This window comes from Olivibacter sitiensis DSM 17696, from assembly GCF_000427965.1.
Lineage (GTDB): Bacteria > Bacteroidota > Bacteroidia > Sphingobacteriales > Sphingobacteriaceae > Olivibacter > Olivibacter sitiensis.
In genome coordinates this window covers 18,744-37,395 of the sequence record NZ_ATZA01000030.1, presented here as the reverse complement: position 1 = coordinate 37,395, position 18,652 = coordinate 18,744, and the positions used below count along the sequence as shown (strand labels likewise).

The following is an 18,652-nucleotide window of genomic DNA, read 5'->3' as shown; positions in this document are numbered from 1 at the left end:
TTGGATAAGCATTTCCTCCGTCCTATGTTTACAAAAAAGATATGAAAATGAAGTTCATCAGACACAAAGTGCTTGCTATGCTAATGGCCTTATTTCTAACTGGTTTTTCCTTTGCACAGGAGAAGGTACAGCAGGCATGGGAACAATTGATTGCAAACGAATGGCAGTTTGCGCAAATGGCGCTAGAGGCCAGTATCAAAGAGGCATTTGAACATTACTTATCGCCAGATGGCATACTCTTCAATGGTGGAATGCCGATCAATGGCCTCAAATTGTATCAAATGGTCCCTTTACAAAAAGAACAAGAACTGAAATGGCATCCGACTTATGGCCGAATAAGTTCTTCTGGCGATATGGGATTTACCTGTGGTCCATTTACGTATAGCGAAGAAAGAGGTGGCGTACCACAATCCAAAGGATATTTTTTCAGCATCTGGAAAAGGCGGGACAGTACTTATCGATTATTGCTCGACGGTGGCGTGGTGCATGAAAAAAATACTGCCGTAAACCTTTCAGCAGCAAGTCCTTTATATGGTAGAGAGCCCATTGACGATGCAGTTCCGTCGTTCGTACAAACCGACCAAAACATTCCCGAAGAGGAATTTGCCCATTTTTGCACGATAGCTAGGGAGTGGCCAGCTAGGGCATATAGACAATATCTCTCTGCCGTGCCGCTCCTTTTAAGGTCATCTTGGCCTCTGTTGACCAGTTCTCGTGCCGTTTTCAATTACTTATCTGAGCAGTCGGCCAAGTTTCACGATTACGAAGTGCTAGGAGAAGGAAAATCTGTAGATGGCGAATTTCATTATTATTACGGGCGCTTGCATATCCGGCATAAAGCAAGTGCGCTATTGGAAAGTGGTTATTTTGTTCAGGTTTGGCAATCCGAGAAGGAGGGATGGAAGATTGTCGCCGATGTATATCAGGCAGACCTGCCTAAGGAAACCTAAATATTGTTAATACTACTTTCTGTCAAATGGGACAATGACATAATTGTCCAACCCTATCCCTACGTATAAGCTGGGAAGACGATATGCGTATATCTTTAGAATAACTGATAAGGATATTTTAATCCCCTAGGCACGATAGGCGCCTTGTTTGTTCATGGTATAGTTCGGTTGCTATATTTTGTAGCTGGCATGCACGATCTGCCATCTCCCAAACGGCCGCTTCCTTTACCTTAAAATGGGTGGAATAGCGGCAGTCGATATAACTGCGCTTTAACTGCTTCATTAGTTTGTTGTCTTGGGGACAATTTTTGGCGAATATTTGCAAGATATCTGGATGAAAGCAGGCACAGCGTCTCAGCAAATAGCTGAGGTTATGAGTTTGTGGGCAGTCTTGTGTAAAGCAGTGCAAGAGCGCTTTGCAGGTATGTTCTACAGCTTGATGAGTCATAAATGTCGCCATATCATAATTGCCCTCGGCAATGCAGAAAAAAGCACAATCCATGAACTTGCAGGCATTTCCAAAGCCCCTAGACCAGCAATTATGTACAGTTGCCAATATGTCCTCACGGCAAGAATATCCTCGTTTTGCCGAAAGCATGATGTTATATTGATAAAGTAATGCGCCACTATTTATGGCAGTGGTTAAGGATCTATCCCCCATTTTTATAAGTTCTTCGGCTTCCAGAAATTCGTAAGGCACAATAACGCACGAAAAATCCTCTGACGAGAGATCATTAGCCAATAATTGGGCGTGACCTAGATCAAGGGAAGAGTCGATTTTGCAAACGAGCAACAATTCAATATGACAGGAGGTCATCTGCTCGTTCTCGCTCCCTAAGTATCGACAATAGTATTGGGCTTTTCGTATTCCCGTACAGAAGAGGTAAGCAGTATCTACCTTTGCTGTAATGCTGGCCACTAGTTGCTGCAACTTGTCTAGCTGTGACTTTCCGATATAAGTAAGATCTATCTTCATGGCATTAATGAAGCGTGTTGGTTTGTTAGGTAAATTTTTCTTTGTATACAATGAACTCGTCTATCGCTCTTCTCTTGATAAGGTAAAGTATGTCTATCAGTCGTTGTAGGAAGTCCAGAAACAAGCTGTTGTCACCCATGCTTTCGCTACCGATGGCCTCGAAAGAGATGGCATAACACAACCATTTTTCCAATAAGTTATGGCATTCCGCCACTTCGAAGAATGAGAAGAAATCGCTAAAGAAGGAGATAGGATTGTGAAAATCCGATGCCATCAAGCGATATCTGGGCCAATAGGAGGGATGGGAAAGCACTTCCATAGCTAAATCTTCCGTATCAACAGCCTGCTGAGCACCTGCTTCGTTTAGCAGCCAGGCTGTTTCGATGAAGGTAGTCAACATTTTTTTTAATTCTATGATAGCTAGCGGATCGCTGATAGTTATGGTGCTGGTAATGACATAGGTATACCAATCCCACAACCTGTCTTTTATACTTGAAGGGCTATTTTTGGAGAAAAGCTTATGGAGCGTTTCTATGGGATGACGCTTTTCGTGTTGATTTAATTGGCACAGCTTGTCTGTCATTTCTGTGTTGATTTTGTTTTCCATGATTTTTCTAATTGGTGGTGCAGGGACTGTCTCGTATCCATTTTTTAGGTAGAGTTGGTTATTTCACTATGTGGCATTGCCTAAACGTATATCTGCTAACTTTTGGCAGCAAAGTGTATCGGCTAGTTCTAACAATCTTTCCGTTCGCGCAGTCAGCTCAACTACCTCTTCATTGCTTGCCTCAAACTTTTCGTTGTAGCGTGTATCGGAGAAACCTTTGAGGAGCAAGCCCGTTAGTCGTGCCTGTTTAGGGGAATTTTTTGGGAGAACCAATGGCGACTGGGGTATTAAGGTTGCCACTAAACGGCAAAGACGTTGTAGGCTATTGCTGTTGCTTCGGTAGCCGCTCAGCACGCGTATTACGCCTGCTAGGGCATGTTGTGTGGCTTGGTGTAGCATGTAAATGGCAAGTGTATTATTTTGGGTGTTCAAGTAAAAATGAGCGCCATCTATAAATCCCTTAGCAAGAGCATGCCATTTGTTCCAAAAATGAGTTCTTCTCGCGAGCCGTTCTTCCTGCGTTTTTCCAGTAGCGGGTTGAGCGACTGTAAGTTGCTCGCGGTCATATAACAGGAACCCATTTTTGTAAATGTTGGCAAAAAAGGTACTTCCGTTCTTCAATGCCATGTTCACTTCATCCATGCGGTGAACGATGCTGATAACCTCTTCGTTGTCAAAGAGGTTTTCCGTAGCCTGTTGGATAGTCGAATTACCTCGTTTTTCCTCTTCACCGGGGATAATGAGCAAACCATAATGTTTGGTTTCGCTAATGGATTGCTCTCCGGAGTCGTTCAAAAAGCAACTAATGACTTCGGTCCTCTCTAGGATGCTGCTGTAACAAATTATCTTCTCAACCACCATCGCATCCTTGATACGTGCAGTTATTTGCCGAAGGTCCTCGTTTTCCGTCTTGAGGAGATCTATCTGTTGTGTGTTTTCTGTGTTGTTCATGATTTACACGGATAAATAGTGTTTGTTGATTTAATTGATTTTTAAAACGGCACACGTTATTAACGTTGGAGCTCAATTTTGTTGTCAGTAGTTAGGATAAATCCTTGTTTTCCAATTTGTCAATTAAGAAACAAGCTTCAGTGAGTCTGACCAATTGGATGTAGCAATAGAATGTGTTGTCGTACCAGCATGTTCCCACGTTGTTTGAATTACTTAGTGAATGATACAACCATTCATCTAACAGATAGCGCCACTCATCCAGAGAAAAATATTGAAAGAACGAACCCAGTGCGAGGTGGGGATTCTTAATTTCTTCATCGCTCAAAAACTGAATCAGGTACAATGTTTCTTTGATTTCTATTAATCTTGGAGATTTTCTGCTTTTCAGGATACTTATCAGATGTTTTCTTTTTTCTTTCTTTTTATTGAGGCTTACAACGCTCGCGGTTTGCTCCGTAGCCAATAGCGAGCAGGCCTCTACCAGTTTTTCGGTTAGTTGCTTGTCGTAATATGCATTGCTTTCATTGAGATTTGATCGAAATGTCAAGTCACGGTAGTGTATTCCCTCTGTCATGATACACTTTAGCCAGTTCCATAGGGTAGATTTCCAATGGTATATATCGGCAGAATTGAAATAATCAGCGATAACTTTCTGGGGAGATGCTCTTTCCTCCTCATTTAGGAAATGGGGAAGTTGGCTGTGTTTGCAATAAAGAAATTTTTTCATGGCTCATTTGTTGTTTCAAACATGTTTTATGATACAAATATATACTTTTTTGATATAAAAAAGAAATTTAAACTAATTTTTTTAGAATTAAACAGGTATTTTGCACATAAGTTTCTTTAAAAAGTTACTAAACATTAGTAATTTTAGATGGCTTTTTCTTATATTGGCACCATGGTTGAGATAGATGAACAAACAGTAGGGCCACTATTGAAAAATGTGCGTTTGTCATTGGGAATGACATTAGGGGAGTTCTACGGCCCCATCACCGAGCACGTGAGCAATTATTCATCGATAGAAAACGGAAATAGAAAAATAGGCAAAAGAAAACTTCGCGAAATAATTGAATTGTATAATATCAACAGAGAATATCTTGCTAGTGGAGAGGGGCAGAAGATACTTTCCGTACGTCCTTATTTATTGCCCGGAAGAAAAAAGAATATCATACAATCTGAAGAAAGGGAGCCGGTACCTTATTATAACGTCAACCTTGCAGATATAGATTTTTCTCAGGCCGATATTTTTCAGGAGGCTCCCGAATTTTATGTCAATTTTCGTCCTTTTAACGATTGCAATGCCTACTTACCCATCTATGGTGATAGTATGTACCCTCGTTTTTCCAGCGGCGAGATCATTGTCATAAAGGAAATAACTAACTATGATGTCATTCAATGGGGAGAAGCTTATCTGGTGGTCACCGATGAGCGAGCCAATGCCATGGCTACCGTAAAACTATTGTTTGCGCATTCGGACGAGAGCAAGCTAACATTACGTTCCTCAAATCCCAATTACCAGGGTGATATAGTGATCAACAAGAGCCATATCAGCAAGCTTTATATTGTAAAAGGGAAGATAACAAGGAGTCAGCTATAATTGAAAAAGTCCGTTAAACGTTTGTTTACGGACTTTTTTCCAATGATCGATAACCGTTTTGACCTATCTGCTTCCCGATTGAAATCTACTATCCACTTCGTTTAACATGTCGTCTATTTGTTTGCTCACCTTGTCTTGCTTGGCATTCTTGGTGAACTCAGCCATATTATAGAGTATGGAAGCGCCACGTTGGATGCTCTGCATCTCATAGTTAGGTTTAGTTTCCGCTATGGCGAGATAATATTTCAGCTTCTCTGCAATATATTGGGCATTCTTCAGCATCAAGGCATTACCCTTTTCTATTTCGCCTACATCGTACAATTGCCTAGCCAGGAACATAAGGCTGACATTGACATTCAAATACCGAGAAGGGTATATTTTGTCAGGAATGGAGCCCAGGCACTTGTTCAGCACTTGCTTGGCTTCCTCTTTTCTGCCCTCGTCAATAAGCGATTGCGAAAGTGTAGTAAAGGTACTTATCACCGTATTGAGCATCATGTAGGACTCGGGATCCAGGTATTTGGCATCATGCATATTGCCCCAAACAAATTTTTCCATGACATTTTTATGCAGGGCCTCCACATTGACCAGATCACTGCCATATCGTTCGGCATCCTCTGTACTTTGATTGAAGGCGACAGGCATCAACCTATTGGCAAAGCCTTCGTTCACCAAATACTTGTCCAGTCCCATGTAGCTGTCATTGGGCACGGTGGTCGCAAAATAAATAGGGCGCTTCCAGTGGTTGTTTACCAATATATCCATCATGGCCAGCTCAGCACGTGTCACGTAGCCTTTGCTGTACTTCCAGCTGATGGTGTCTACAATATTGTCTTCCCATCCTTTTGGCACTACCTTATTCTGAAGTACTTCTTCTTTGTTGATGGGCAAGAAAAGGTTTTGCGTAATCAGGAAATTGTCCTTGTCTCCGCCGAAATTGATTTTATCGTTGGGATTATCCGATAGCATGATACCGAACACATCCTTCAGGTTCAGTTTGCTATTATATACCCTGGCTAGGTTGGGAACATAGCTATTGGCATCGATAATGCCTTGCGTAGGGAAGTAGATTACATCTCTGGTACCTTCTTTAAACTGGCTTGGTGTCATGCTGAGGGGAAGCGGTTCCGCTTCATTCACCTTATCTTTCATCTGGCGCACGTACCAGTCGGCGCTCAGCAAACTCAGATTGACTATACGGATATCGGGCCGCACGTTTTCCACTTCCTGTACGTACCACAGTGGGTAGGTGTCGTTATCGCCATAGGTGAACAAAATGGCATTGGGCGCGCAAGATTCCAAATAGTTTTTGGCCAGATCCCTCGCTGTGTACTTGGTAGAGCGATTGTGGTCGTCCCAGCCATCCTTGGCCAAGATAACAGGGCCGGCCAAAAGTCCGACGACGGTGGCTATAATACCAGCAGTCTTAGCCTGCAATTTCCTTTTGCTCAGAAAATCTGCAATACCAATTACGCCAAGGCCTATCCAGATGGCAAAGGCATAGAAAGACCCGGCATAGGCATAGTCACGCTCCCTTACCTGCATAGGCGATTGGTTGAGATAAAGTACGATGGCAATACCCGTAAAGAAAAAGAGCAGCCCCACGATGCCCGCATCCTTCTGCCTGCGGTTGAAATGCCAAAAAGCACCTATAAGACCCAAGATGAGCGGCAAGAAATAGAACCTGTTGTAAGAAGGATCTTCTTTTGCGGAGGTAGGTAGAGCCTCTTGTCCGCCTAAACGCATATTGTCTATGGGTTTAATGCCGCTTAGCCAATTGCCTTCCGTTAAGTTTCCATCTCCCTTTTGGTCATTTTGCCGCCCAACGAAATTCCAAAAGAGGTAGCGACCGTACATATAACCTACCTGATAACCGAAGAAGAACTTCATGTTATCGCCAAAAGTAGGAACTTGATCTTCAGCTAGGTTGAGGTAGTTGCGATAAAACTGAGGGTGTCCACGACCGGCATCGTCGCTATAAACACGGGGGAAGAAATAGGTTTTATCGTAGGTTTTCTTGAGTTTCTGTCCGATCACCTCATACTTCGTCTCTCCTTTGGCGTATCGGTTGGCACCTTCTTCATAGCCCGCGAATTTGGAGGTGAAATAGGGCCCTTTCAATAGAGGTTCATCTCCATATTGCTCTCGGTTCAGGTAACTCAGGAAAGAAAAAGCGTTTTCGGGATCGCTGTTGTTCAGGCTGGTATTGGCTTTTGCCCGTATGAGTATCATGGCAAAAGAACCATAGCCAAATATGATAAACACCGTTGCCAATAAGGCGATATTTAAAATGGGTTTGGCTTGCTTGATAGAGTATATGATACCATAGGTCAGTCCGCCAATAAGCAATAGTGCAAACACCAACACGCCGCTGCCGAAGCCCATTCCCAGGCTATTGACGAAGAACAGGTCAAAATAGGCAGCCATCTTGATCATAAATTGTACAATGCCCCAAAGTATTATGCCAAGAATTACTACACTGATGAGCAGGGTATAAATGGCGCCCTTGCTGGTAGGCTTTGCCGTCCTCCGGAAATAAACGACCAAGCCCAAGGCAGGAATGGTAAGCAGGTTTAGCAAGTGAACGCCGATGGACAAGCCCATGATATAAGCTATCAGGATCAGCCATCTGTCTGCCCGTGGCTCGTCGGCATGTGCGTCCCATTTGAGGATGGCCCAAAAAACGACCGCCGTACATAAGGACGACATGGCATACACCTCGGACTCCACGGCCGAAAACCAGAACGTATCGGTAAAGGTGTAGGCTAATGAACCGACCAAACCTGCGCCAATGATCCTGATCAGCTTTTCACTATCCAGGCTTGTGCCTTCTGGCCAGACCACTTTTTTTGCCAGGGCCGTAATGGTCCAAAAAAGAAACAATATAGTCAATCCACTGGAAACGGCAGACCCGAAATTCATCCAATAGGCAATCTGGGTTCTATCGCCAAGGGCAAGATTGCTGAAAATATTTTGAAGCATCAGGAAGAGCGGGGCCCCCGGTTGATGCACGATCTGCATCTTGTAAGCCGCCGAAATAAACTCTCCACAATCCCAATAACTGGCACTCGGTTCCAAGGTTAGCACATATACGGTGGTAGAAATCAGGAATGCTACCCATCCGAATATGTTGTTGATTTTGTTGTAACTCATTTGCTTTTTTAATTGTACTCGTCTGTTTCTTTGCCCATTCCGTATGCGAATGGCAGAATAGCTGTGTAAAATACGGGTCGAAAATAAGGAATTATATTAATATGGCATAGGATATTTGGATAATAGACATAAGGTATAGGGCAATAGGGCATGAGGAGTATCATATATCCTTCTGCCTTATAGCGTCGTGTGTTGATACTTGCATGTTGATACTCGATACTAATAACAACCAAAAATTAAATACCCATTTATCATTTTTGGTCTTTTTGAAAAAATATGACATTTCTTTTGCGAATTATGTTGGTTGCAAATCGATAATTTTCAGTTATTGCAATCGATTTAAAAAATAAGCTAACATATTAAACTTATGTCATCAGAAGAACAAAGCAATGACGCACAGTGGTTGGGCGACCTTTTCGTGGATGAAACGCAGGTTCCTCCCGAATATGCGCTCGATGAAATCCATCAAAGGATTTATTTAAGTGATGGGGAATTGAAGGAATGGCAAGGGCCATTTAATGAAGTGTATTCCCCCATTTACCTCAAAGGGAAGGATGGCCTTAAGCGTAAGCTGATAGGTACCTACCCATTGGGAACGGAAAAGGAAGCAAAGGAAGCCTTGGATGCGGCCATCCGCGCCTATGATAACGGAAAAGGGGAGTGGCCCACCATGACCTTGGAAGAGCGCATCAAGTGCCTGCAAAACTTTGTCTATAAAATGAGCGAGCAGCGCGATTTGGTCATCAAGCTCATTATGTGGGAAATAGGGAAGTCCTTGACCGATTCCACCAAGGAATTTGACCGCACGGTGGAGTACATCAATGCTACTATCGATGCGCTGAAAGACCTGGACCGCGAATCTTCCCGTTTCCAGATAGCCGAGGGCGTGTTGGCCCAGGCTAGGCGTTCGCCCTTGGGCGTGGTACTCTGTATGGGCCCGTTCAATTATCCCCTGAACGAAACATTCACTACGCTCATTCCTGCGATTATCATGGGCAATACCTTGCTTTTCAAACCGCCTAAGCACGGTACTTTGGTTCATTACCCCTTATTGAAAGCCTTTCAGGAATCCTTCCCTAGAGGCGTGGTTAATACCATATACGGCCGTGGTGCCAATGTGGTGCCTGCCTTGATGGAGTCGGGCAAGATCAATGTGCTGGCATTTATCGGCAATAGCAAGGTGGCAAATGACCTCAAAAAACGCCATCCCAAGCTCAATCGCTTGCGTGCCGTACTGAGCTTGGATGCCAAGAATGCGGCCATCGTGACCAAATATGCCGATATAAAGACCAGTGTAAAAGAGATTATCCTGGGAGCGCTCTCGTTTAATGGCCAGCGTTGCACGGCCCTGAAGATTATTTTTGTACAGCAAGAAATAGCGGAGGCCTTTAACAAAGAGCTGGCGGCTGCCGTGGACCAGCTGGTGCTAGGAATGCCTTGGACCAAAGGGGTGCAAATTACGCCCGTGGCAGAACCCGGTAAGCCCGCTTACCTGAAGGAATGCTTGGATGACGCCATTGTCAATGGCGCCGCCATCCTGAATGAACATGGTGGCAAAATGTACGAGTCCATGGTGTTTCCGGCTGTCGTGTATCCGGTAAACAATAAGATGAAGCTCTACATGGAAGAGCAATTTGGTCCGGTAATTCCCGTAGTTCCATTCGACGATACGGATGAGGTGATTGACTACCTAATCGCCTCGCCGCATGGCATGCAGATCAGTGTTTTCAGCAACAACTCGGCCGAGGTGGGGCATCTGATAGATCCTTTGGTGAATTTGGTGAGCAGGGTGAATATCAATACACAGTGCCAACGGGGGCCCGATACTTTTCCTTTTACCGGGAGAAAGGATAGTGCGGAAGGTACATTGTCTGTGGTAGATGCACTTCGTTCGTTTTCCATTAGGTCGCTGGTAGCGGCGAAGGTAACCGACAGTAATAAGAAATTGGTCAATGATATCGTGCACAAGCACGAAAGTAAATTCTTAAGTACCGATTTTATTTTTTGATCATGATGATGAGGGTGTCCAAAAGGCATCCTCATCATAATTTAAGCCAGGTATCTATACTACCCCCAAGGCATAAGTGATGATGTTAATGGCAAATTTGGTATTGTCCTTTGCCAGAAAACGCTTGTTCCTGAAATCGTAGTCCCATTCGCAACCATAATCCTTGTTGCTGTACAGTATGCCGATTCTGCCATCGATGTTTATCTCCTTTAAGTAATCGTGCACCAAATCGTCTCCCCATCCGTTCAACTCAAAAGAAGTGGTAGGAGGGCCGTCTTCGAACCGGAAAAAGCAGGAATAAAGTGGATGATCGTTTGGTATTTTCACAAGTGCACGTTGCCCAAAAAGCTGTTCCATTTGTTTTTCAAATGATTGGGCAAACAGACCGTCTATATCATGATTGCAATCATCGACAAATACAAAGCCGCCGTTTAGTACGTACTGCTTGAAATTGGCACTTTCTTTTTGGTTGAATTGGACAAGCTTGTGCCCACTTAAATAGCAAAAGGGGTATTTAAAAAGGTCGTCACTTGCCAAGTCGACGACCTGCTCTTCCAGCGAAACTGGAATAGTAGTATATTCAATCATTGAATTGAGCACATTGGAAGGCATCCGCTGATCGGTATCCCAATCACCGGATTGGTACTTCAGTCGGGCAAAAGTAAACTTTGATTGTGGCATTTTTTTAAATTAGAACCAAACAACGCAAAAAAGAGTATTTTTTCAATACTTCTGTGTAATTTTTTTGATAAAATAAATAAAGGGTTATTATTTTAGCATAATTGCTCCTATCTTCAAAAAAAATTAAAGTTCACAACTCCATCTAGTACATGACAAAATGTATTGTTCAATCTAAAAACGCGTCATTGCGAAGAAGAATGATGAAGCCTGCCTGACGGCAGTCAGGCAATCTGCGTTTTTTGTTTGTCAGATTGCCACGTCGTACCTCCTCGCAATGACGACAAACGAGCAAAAAGATTGTTGTCGTGTACAATAACAATTCAACGAAAAAATGGCTACAGCGGTAAATATTTCAGAAATAGAAATCAAAGATTTGGTAAACAGGCTTGCCACACTCAAGGCGGAAATACAAAAAATCATTGTTGGTCAGGATGAAATCATCGAACAAATCGTCATCGCTTTGATGGCTGGAGGGCACTGCCTGCTAGAAGGTGTTCCGGGCCTAGCCAAGACATTGTTAGTGAGAACAATGGCGCAGGCGATGGACCTGCCCTTCAGAAGAATCCAGTTTACGCCAGATTTAATGCCTGCCGATATTATTGGTACGGAGATATTGGAAGAAGACGAAGACAGCGGTAAGCGTTTCTTCAAGTTTATCCCGGGGCCGCTGTTTGCCAATCTCATCTTGGCCGATGAGATCAACCGTACGCCTCCCAAGACCCAATCGGCCCTGTTGGAAGCGATGCAGGAATTTGAGGTCACCTATGCCGGAAAGACCTATCCACTGGATAAGCCCTTTTTTATTTTGGCTACGCAGAATCCCATTGAACAAGCCGGCACTTATCCACTTCCGGAAGCGCAGCTCGATCGTTTCTTGCTCTACATCAAGATAGGGTATCCCTCCTCGGAAGAAGAAGTGCGTATCCTGAAAAGCACGACGGGATCGAAGAAGACCAAGATAGAACCGATTATCAACGGCAAAGCCATTCTGCTCTTACAGCAATTGGTAAGGGAAGTGGAAATCAGTGACCAACTGATTGCTTACGTCAGTGAATTCATCCGGGCTACGAGGCCGCTCACCACCGATGTGGACTACGTGAAAGAATGGGTACAGTGGGGCGCGGGGCCAAGGGCTGGTCAGGCACTGATATTGACTGCCAAGGCCAGGGCCTTGTTTCATGGCCGATTTGCCGTAATACCGGAGGACATTCATTCTATGGCTTATCCGGCACTGCGGCACCGCGTGCTCATGAACTTCAAGGCAGCATCCGAGCAGGTGACTTCCGACGACCTAACAGGTGAATTGATAAAGATTTTGCAAAAAAGGTTTCTATAAGTAGAAAATTGAGCATTATGCATGCAGTGATACCGGAACCGAAAACCATGGTGGCCATCAAAGATCTTTCGCTGGCGGCCAAGACAACCATAGATGGTTTCATGAGCGGCATCAACAAAAGCCGGCTCAAGGGAGACGGTGCCGAGTTTAGCCAATACAGAAACTACCTGCCAGGTGACGACCTGAGAAGCCTGGACTGGAAGATTTTTGCTAGGACAGGAAAATATTACATCAAGCAGTCTGAGCCCGACCGAACCATATCCGTACAGCTCATGATAGATGCCAGTGCCTCCATGAACCATTCTTGCGGCTCCTACACCAAGCTGCAGTACGGAAGGTACCTAGCCGCTTGTTTGGCACTTTTGTCCTATAGACAAGGGGACAGGGTAGGGCTTTCGCTTATTAATGATCAAGGTATTAGGCAGATAGAGCCCGATCAGCACGGCCAGCAGTTGCAACGGATTTATGACGCCCTATCCCATATGGATGCCAAGGGACATTTTGAAAGCGCTGTTGCTTATAAACAAGCAGGGCAATCCAAGGCGAAAAGCTTGATGATTTTTCTGACCGATTTTTACGAGCATAATGATGAGATCATGCGTTTGCTCAAGCTACTGGCCGGCATGGGCAATGAAGTGGTGCTGATGCAATTGATGGCCGAAAATGAACTGCAACTCCAGTTTAAGGGCTTCGATGCCCTGGAAGATCTGGAAACGGGCAAACAGGTGCTCATTCAGCATGGCAGTAGCCGCCAAAGACAAGTGCTTGATGACTACCTGGATGGTATAAAGGGGCGCTTGCTGAAAAGCAATATTTCCTATTGCTTGGTGAATGCCAATACAGGACCGGAAACGGTATTATTGGATTTTTTGAAAAGAAGAACACTGATTTGATATTCTTGTGATGGAATTGTTATATCCACTGGCTTTATTTGCTGCGTTTGGAATCATAGTGCCTATTTTGGTGCACCTGTGGAACAGGAGGCGCCTGCGTGTTCTTCGGGTGGGCAACGTGGATATTATAGGCAAGGGCAAGCAACAGCAAATCAAAAAGTTCAGGATCAAGAATTGGCCCCTGTTTCTGCTGCGTTGCCTATTGATCCTCTGTCTGGCCTTGGCCTTGGCACAACCTCGCTTCGTCGGAAATAGCGCTAAATCTTACGGTGCCGGATGGGTGCTCTTGGGAAATGGTTTCCAAGAGGGCTTAAACGAATGGCAATGGAGCACCATAGATTCTTTAGTGAAAGCTGGTTATCAGCTCAGGGCCTTCGATAGTACTTTCAGGCAAATAGAGAAGGATAAGGATTCCGTTTTGAAAAGTCATGACCTTTTTTCCTTAATTCATAGGCTCAATGGAAAGCTCGATCCGGATTTTCCTGTTTTTGTTTTCGCCAGACCTTTCTTGACGCAGATGCAAGGAGATGTACCGTCTGCCTCATTCAACTTGCGCTGGCAAGATTTAGCACAAGGATATAGTACGGCAACCTATTCGGTACGATATGCGTGGAAAGCCGATGGCGATAGCATTGCACTGTTGCAATCATCGGCTACGGACAAATCGACTCGATTGTGGAAAACCTCGTTGGTAGATGATGGCACGACACAGGACTTGATGACCAAGGTGGATAAGGGAATACTGCAAGTAAAACATGTAGATCAGGATAACTGGATCGCGGTAGATACCCAAACCTATCATATACAGATTGCAGCTGAAAGTGCCATGGCGGACAAACGTTACGTAGAGGCATTTTTGCGGACCTTTGCCCATCACTCTTCGCTGCCCATCAAAGTCTCCGATTATAGTCCCGGGACGAAGTGCGATTTTTTGTTTGACCTCACTTTGGATGGCGTGAAGCCCGATTCGACTTATAAAACGGTGTTTCGGTATGCCCAAGGCAAAGCAGAAACACAGGAGCAGAACAGGCTGCTCCAAACGGGCAAACAATCCAATGCCGTCGATCCCATTCTTTATAAGATGATAGTGGCTAATGATGACGCTGCATCCCTGTGGACGGATGCTTTTGGGCGCTCGGTGCTCACGAGGTATCAAGAACAAGGACGTATGTTCTATACGTTCCATTCGCGCTTTAACCCACAGTGGACAGATTTGGTTTGGAAAAGGGATATGGTCGACTACCTGTCGCCCATCCTATTACACGCGCTATTTCCACCCGCTGCTAATGATGAGTACGCTGATTCGAACGATAAGCGCAGTTTCGGGGGAGATATTATACTGCCAAGAACGAAAATACATAAAGGCGATGGTGATCGGTCTAGTTCTTGGGAAATGCAGGCACCACTGATCTGGCTTGCATTATTGCTGTTTCTAATGGAAAGGATAATGAGCTATCGATTGAAAGGGAAGGAGGATGTTTCATGAAGGGCATAAATGGAAAACAATGGATTTCCAGGTGGAAGAACAAATGGATGTTCCATCGGTTGATCCAGATAGCTTGCTATGCTTGGGCAGCAGCTTTTTTGATTGGTGCAAGCATGCGGTTGTTCTTAGACATAGGATGGTTCATCCCCGTGCTATTGGGAGGCATGTTTTTTGTCGGCTATCTCGCCTTTTTCAAACGCTGGCAAATGAGCGAAGAAAAGATGGCACATTTGCTGGATGCCAATTTTCCTGCGCTCGAGCACAGTGCATCACTTTTCTTACAGCCTGCCGAAAACTTGGGCATTTTGCAAAATATTCAATTAAGCATCATCGAGAAGCGTATCCCCGAACTTTCCGATCGCGATTATTCGCTGCAAGAATATTTGAAGCGTTCCGTCCCATTATTGGTATGCAGTATAGCCTTATATGTATTATGTGGCATTTTTGCTAACGTCCATGAAAAGAACAGTGGAAACAGTTCTGTTTCAACAGGAAGTTCATTAGCGCAGCCTAATCCCTCTTTGCCCAAGCGAATCGCTGCTTCCCAACTTATCGTCGTACCGCCAGCTTATACCGGCTTGCCTCTCAGCAAGCAATCTGATTTATCATTCAGGGTGCCTGCGGGATCTAGCATCAAGATCCAATTGACGGCCAATACAGCGGTTGACACCATGAAAATAATTTGGAATGGCAAGGAGGAACTACCATTGGTTAGCAAAGGCAGCAACGAGTGGGAGATGGATTTCCGTGCCCTGGCCAATGGTTTCTATCAGATCAATATAGATGGCGAACTATCCCCAATGTACATGATGGAAGTCATTCCCGATTTGCCCGTGGCTATTACAGTAGAAAAGCCTGAGCCAAGAACGGTCATTGATCCCGGTTTCCCAACAAATGTAGCGGTGCGTGCAGGCCTCAGCGATGATTATGCTATCAGCGATGTGCGGTTATTGGCCACAGTGGCGAGCGGTAAGGGAGAAAGTGTACGTTTCCAGACAAAAGAGCTTGATCTGCCAAGTATGGCCAAGGGACAGAAGACGATGTCTATTGGCAAGGATATCCAGCTTAAGTCCCTGGGCATGCAACCTGGTGACGAATTGTATTTTTATTTCTCGGCACGGGACAATGCCGGCCAGGAAAGCAAATCGGATGTATATGTGGTGGCCTGGCAGGATACGTCGGAGTTGATGAGCATGTCGGGCATGATCGCTGGAGTAGATCTGGTACCGGAATATTTCAGGAGCCAGCGGCAGATCATCATCGACACGGAAAAGCTGTTGGCAGATATGCCCAAACTTGAAAGGAGCGAAGCCAATAATCGGAGCAATAATCTGGGAGTCGACCAGAAGCTGCTTCGTTTGCGCTATGGGCAGTTTTTGGGCGAGGAGAACGAGAGCGATATTGGTGGGGGGCACGAACACCATGAGGGAGATGGTCACGATCACGGAAACGAAGTGCCCGAGGATGTCAATGTGCTGATGGATCAATTGACCCATCACCATGACAATGCCGAAGATGCTACCTTCTTTACGCCGGAGCAAAAGACCTTGCTGAAAGCTACATTGACGGAAATGTGGAATGCGGAGTTGAGGTTGAGAACGTTCAAGCCAAGTGAAGCATTGCCCTATGCCTACAAAGCATTGCGCTTGCTAAAGGATCTGCAACAGAGCTCGAGGGCCTACGTAGGCAAAACGCCATCAAAAACTACTCCGCTGAAATTGGATAAGCGCTTGGGTGGAGATTTGTCAGAGATCACATCGCCCAAGTACAAGAAGGAGGAGCGGAGCAAGAACGAAAACAAGGAAAAGGAGCTGGAGATAAGAAAGACATTAGCCTGGCTTTCGACGCTTAAGGGGCAACGTAATATGCAGGTTGAAGGGCAAAAAAGATGGAAAGAACTCGAAGCCCATCTTTTGGAACCTGCCGCTAAGGACCCCAAAAATTATCTTCCTGCATTGCAGGCCGTGAGATTGATAGAAGAGAAAAACGGGAAAGATTGCCTGGCAGAAATAAACGTGTTGGAAAAGGCTGTATTCCGTCTATTGCCGACCGTACAGGCAAAACCCGTGCAGTCCTCAACAGGAAAAACAGACAATATATACAATGAATATCTCAAGCAAATTCAACCATGATGAATGAGCATGTTTTGCCGGTAATATTTGTGGTGATGGTGATCGCCTTGGGTATCTACCTATTCATAATGGAGAAAAGAAGATCGTATAAGTTCCATTATGCTGTGCGATGGGTTGCCTCGGCAGTAGCCTTGTTGTCGCTTGTAGGATGGTTGCTTCCCTTATCGTATTCTTCAAGGACGGATAGCGTAAGCAATGAGGTTTGTTACGTGTTCACGAAAGGTACGCCAAAGGATACGATAGAAAAAAGAAAAAGGGGACAGCATGTCGTTACGACTGATAGCGCTATTTCCCGTATACATCGCATTACCTTGGCAAAAAATTGGTCAGACTTCGTGCAGAAGAACAGCGGACGGCAGCTGATAGTCTATGGTTACGGTCTTTCGGAAAGTAGTTTGCATCACTTAAAAGATAAGGGTATTACCTATTATAAACCCGCTACACCCGAAGGTTTTGTTTTTGCCCACTGGCAGCGGTATGTAGGGGAATCAGAGGAAATATTGCTTTGGTTGCAATACCATAATCCGCGCAGTCAGGCGGTAAAGATAGCGCTGAAGGATGCTTCCATGGTGGTTGACTCGACCACTGTTTCTCCCGATACGCTGAATCCATTGCTGTTGCGTTTGAAACCGAAGAGCGTGGGCAATGTGGTGCTTGATTTGATTGCGGTGGCAGGTAAAGATACCCTCTTTAGCGAAAAAGTGCCCATACATATAACTGTTCCACCGTCGTCTAATGTGTTGTTATTGTCGTCTACTCCTTCTTTTCAGCACAAATTTTTGGGTGCATGGTTTCAGGAACTCCGTTATCCCTTGGCATCTCGCAGCAGAATCAGTAAAGACAAGTTTTCCACTTTTTATACATCAGGCCATCCCCTCAGTCAGCTGGATAACTTGGAAAGACTAGATTTCGGCAAACTGGATCTGTTGGTCGCCGATGAAGCCGAGCTTTCCCAGTTATCGGGCAGGGAAACTAAAGCTATAGAAAAAGCCATTAATGATGGTCTGGGGCTGTTGATCCTTGGGAACAGTGCTGCTAAACCGTCTTTTTTTGGACGTTTGTTTGACTGGAAAGGGGGACAGGGACAGGTAAATGAGCGTGCTGTGCAGCTAGTCACTTCCGATGGCGAACGGTTTTCGCCACTGTCCTTTGAGGAGGAAATCACATTGGGATACTCCGAAAGGCAAAGGGGATTGCTGTACGATGGCAATCGTATCATGGCGGCGACAAGACCATACGGACTGGGCCATGTTACGGCTACGACGATCCAAAATACCCATCAATGGCGTTTGAAAGGGGACGAGGCGTCCTATGCCCGACTATGGTCTATGTTGGTCAATAGCGCCATGCGACATCAAGACGCAGATCAGGCTACGGTATACAGTGCGGCCTTTCCTTCCCTTTTCCAATGGACGCACATGGATGTGTTGGGAGCACCTGTCCATTCATTTGTCGATTATTATCCTCCCATCAGTGACAATTGGATAGCGAGGCGCCATTCTTACGCGTTCTGGCCCATCAAGGGGGGATGGCATACCGATAGTGATTTGTCTTATTACGTGTATGGAAATGCCGATTGGCAGGCGGCAAAAGATTATGCAAGGATACAAAGCAATCAATATTTCGCCCAGGAAGCTGCCTCTTCGGAGGACAATGGCTTGTCAGAAATAGCTTACCTGCAAGTTCAGATACCGAAATGGCCATTTTTTATGCTATTTTTAATTTCGGTGGCCATATTATGGTATGCTGGTAGGGATTTTATATAAATGTTTGAATATATCCAAAATGTTATACAAGAAGTGGTGTACATTTTTGTAAAATATGCTAACTTGTTGGCATTATTCTGAATAGGGGTATCCCGTTTAGTCAACAATTTAAAAAA

General features: G+C 44.8%; 14 protein-coding genes. 8 read left to right on the top strand and 6 right to left on the bottom strand.

Translation table 11 applies throughout. The features are described 5' to 3' along the window. Nucleotides 1–47 precede the first annotated feature (47 nt). The gene (locus A37S_RS0115050) at nt 48–950 is read left to right on the top strand and encodes a nuclear transport factor 2 family protein (protein WP_157278697.1); all 903 of its coding nucleotides are present in this window, start codon (nt 48–50) and stop codon (nt 948–950) included. Nucleotides 951–1,068: 118 nt separating this feature from the next. On the opposite strand, the gene A37S_RS0115045 is transcribed toward A37S_RS0115050, so the two are convergent. From A37S_RS0115045 to A37S_RS0115030, 4 genes are all read right to left on the bottom strand, one after another. Continuing rightward, a complete protein-coding gene (locus A37S_RS0115045) occupies nt 1,069–1,926 on the bottom strand; it encodes a HEPN domain-containing protein (RefSeq protein ID WP_028297702.1) in 858 nt (285 codons plus the stop codon). A 25-nt stretch (nt 1,927–1,951) separates the two neighbouring features. Beyond that, on the bottom strand, nt 1,952–2,533 hold the full coding sequence (locus A37S_RS0115040; protein WP_028297701.1) for a hypothetical protein: 582 nt from the start codon (nt 2,531–2,533) through the stop codon (nt 1,952–1,954). 66 nt (nt 2,534–2,599) lie between these two features. Next, nucleotides 2,600–3,484: a HEPN domain-containing protein gene (locus A37S_RS0115035; RefSeq protein WP_028297700.1), complete on the bottom strand. Its 885-nt coding sequence runs from the start codon at nt 3,482–3,484 to the stop codon at nt 2,600–2,602. Between the two features lie 91 nt (nt 3,485–3,575). Beyond that, the gene (locus A37S_RS0115030) at nt 3,576–4,211 is read right to left on the bottom strand and encodes a hypothetical protein (protein ID WP_028297699.1); all 636 of its coding nucleotides are present in this window, start codon (nt 4,209–4,211) and stop codon (nt 3,576–3,578) included. A 147-nt stretch (nt 4,212–4,358) separates the two neighbouring features. On the opposite strand from A37S_RS0115030, the gene A37S_RS0115025 reads away from it, so the two are divergent. Further along, nucleotides 4,359–5,081, top strand: coding sequence for an XRE family transcriptional regulator (locus tag A37S_RS0115025; RefSeq protein WP_245586399.1), 723 nt, complete (start codon nt 4,359–4,361; stop codon nt 5,079–5,081). A gap of 63 nt (nt 5,082–5,144) precedes the next feature. Here A37S_RS0115025 and A37S_RS0115020 read toward each other — a convergent pair whose 3' ends face one another. Beyond that, complete coding sequence (locus tag A37S_RS0115020; RefSeq protein WP_028297697.1) at nt 5,145–8,234, bottom strand: glycosyltransferase family 117 protein; 3,090 nt, start codon at nt 8,232–8,234, stop codon at nt 5,145–5,147. A 367-nt stretch (nt 8,235–8,601) separates the two neighbouring features. Here A37S_RS0115020 and A37S_RS0115010 point away from each other — a divergent pair, with 367 nt between their 5' ends. After that, nucleotides 8,602–10,242, top strand: coding sequence for an NADP-dependent glyceraldehyde-3-phosphate dehydrogenase (locus A37S_RS0115010; RefSeq protein ID WP_051293211.1), 1,641 nt, complete (start codon nt 8,602–8,604; stop codon nt 10,240–10,242). 54 nt (nt 10,243–10,296) lie between these two features. Here A37S_RS0115010 and A37S_RS0115005 read toward each other — a convergent pair whose 3' ends face one another. Continuing rightward, nucleotides 10,297–10,923: a DUF4159 domain-containing protein gene (locus A37S_RS0115005; protein WP_028297695.1), complete on the bottom strand. Its 627-nt coding sequence runs from the start codon at nt 10,921–10,923 to the stop codon at nt 10,297–10,299. Nucleotides 10,924–11,254: 331 nt separating this feature from the next. On the opposite strand from A37S_RS0115005, the gene A37S_RS0115000 reads away from it, so the two are divergent. The 5 genes from A37S_RS0115000 to A37S_RS0114980 are packed head-to-tail and all read left to right on the top strand — an operon-like array spanning nt 11,255 to nt 18,536. Beyond that, nucleotides 11,255–12,259 carry an AAA family ATPase gene (locus A37S_RS0115000; RefSeq protein WP_028297694.1) on the top strand — a complete coding sequence of 335 codons (1,005 nt, stop codon included), beginning with the start codon at nt 11,255–11,257 and terminating at the stop codon, nt 12,257–12,259. Nucleotides 12,260–12,276: 17 nt separating this feature from the next. Continuing rightward, nucleotides 12,277–13,152: a DUF58 domain-containing protein gene (locus A37S_RS24880; RefSeq protein WP_036602714.1), complete on the top strand. Its 876-nt coding sequence runs from the start codon at nt 12,277–12,279 to the stop codon at nt 13,150–13,152. Between the two features lie 10 nt (nt 13,153–13,162). After that, nucleotides 13,163–14,638, top strand: coding sequence for a BatA domain-containing protein (locus A37S_RS0114990; RefSeq protein WP_028297693.1), 1,476 nt, complete (start codon nt 13,163–13,165; stop codon nt 14,636–14,638). Further along, complete coding sequence (locus A37S_RS0114985; RefSeq protein WP_028297692.1) at nt 14,635–16,770, top strand: DUF4175 family protein; 2,136 nt, start codon at nt 14,635–14,637, stop codon at nt 16,768–16,770. Before A37S_RS0114990 ends, A37S_RS0114985 begins: the two co-directional genes overlap by 4 nt. After that, on the top strand, nt 16,767–18,536 hold the full coding sequence (locus tag A37S_RS0114980) for a hypothetical protein (protein WP_157278695.1): 1,770 nt from the start codon (nt 16,767–16,769) through the stop codon (nt 18,534–18,536). Before A37S_RS0114985 ends, A37S_RS0114980 begins: the two co-directional genes overlap by 4 nt. Nucleotides 18,537–18,652 lie beyond the last annotated feature (116 nt).

Excerpts from the sequence above, each read along its gene's own strand:
- A37S_RS0115000 (WP_028297694.1), top strand. The coding sequence starts at position 11,255 with ATGGCTACAGCGGTAAATATTTCAGAAATAGAAATCAAAGATTTGGTA.
- A37S_RS0114980 (WP_157278695.1), top strand. The coding sequence starts at position 16,767 with ATGATGAATGAGCATGTTTTGCCGGTAATATTTGTGGTGATGGTGATC.
- A37S_RS0115025 (WP_245586399.1), top strand. The coding sequence starts at position 4,359 with ATGGCTTTTTCTTATATTGGCACCATGGTTGAGATAGATGAACAAACA.
- A37S_RS24880 (WP_036602714.1), top strand. The coding sequence starts at position 12,277 with ATGCATGCAGTGATACCGGAACCGAAAACCATGGTGGCCATCAAAGAT.
- A37S_RS0114985 (WP_028297692.1), top strand. The coding sequence starts at position 14,635 with ATGAAGGGCATAAATGGAAAACAATGGATTTCCAGGTGGAAGAACAAA.
- A37S_RS0115005 (WP_028297695.1), bottom strand. The coding sequence starts at position 10,923 with ATGCCACAATCAAAGTTTACTTTTGCCCGACTGAAGTACCAATCCGGT.
- A37S_RS0115040 (WP_028297701.1), bottom strand. The coding sequence starts at position 2,533 with ATGGAAAACAAAATCAACACAGAAATGACAGACAAGCTGTGCCAATTA.
- A37S_RS0115030 (WP_028297699.1), bottom strand. The coding sequence starts at position 4,211 with ATGAAAAAATTTCTTTATTGCAAACACAGCCAACTTCCCCATTTCCTA.
- A37S_RS0115035 (WP_028297700.1), bottom strand. The coding sequence starts at position 3,484 with ATGAACAACACAGAAAACACACAACAGATAGATCTCCTCAAGACGGAA.
- A37S_RS0115045 (WP_028297702.1), bottom strand. The coding sequence starts at position 1,926 with ATGAAGATAGATCTTACTTATATCGGAAAGTCACAGCTAGACAAGTTG.
- A37S_RS0115010 (WP_051293211.1), top strand. The coding sequence starts at position 8,602 with ATGTCATCAGAAGAACAAAGCAATGACGCACAGTGGTTGGGCGACCTT.
- A37S_RS0114990 (WP_028297693.1), top strand. The coding sequence starts at position 13,163 with ATGGAATTGTTATATCCACTGGCTTTATTTGCTGCGTTTGGAATCATA.
- A37S_RS0115020 (WP_028297697.1), bottom strand. The coding sequence starts at position 8,234 with ATGAGTTACAACAAAATCAACAACATATTCGGATGGGTAGCATTCCTG.
- A37S_RS0115050 (WP_157278697.1), top strand. The coding sequence starts at position 48 with ATGAAGTTCATCAGACACAAAGTGCTTGCTATGCTAATGGCCTTATTT.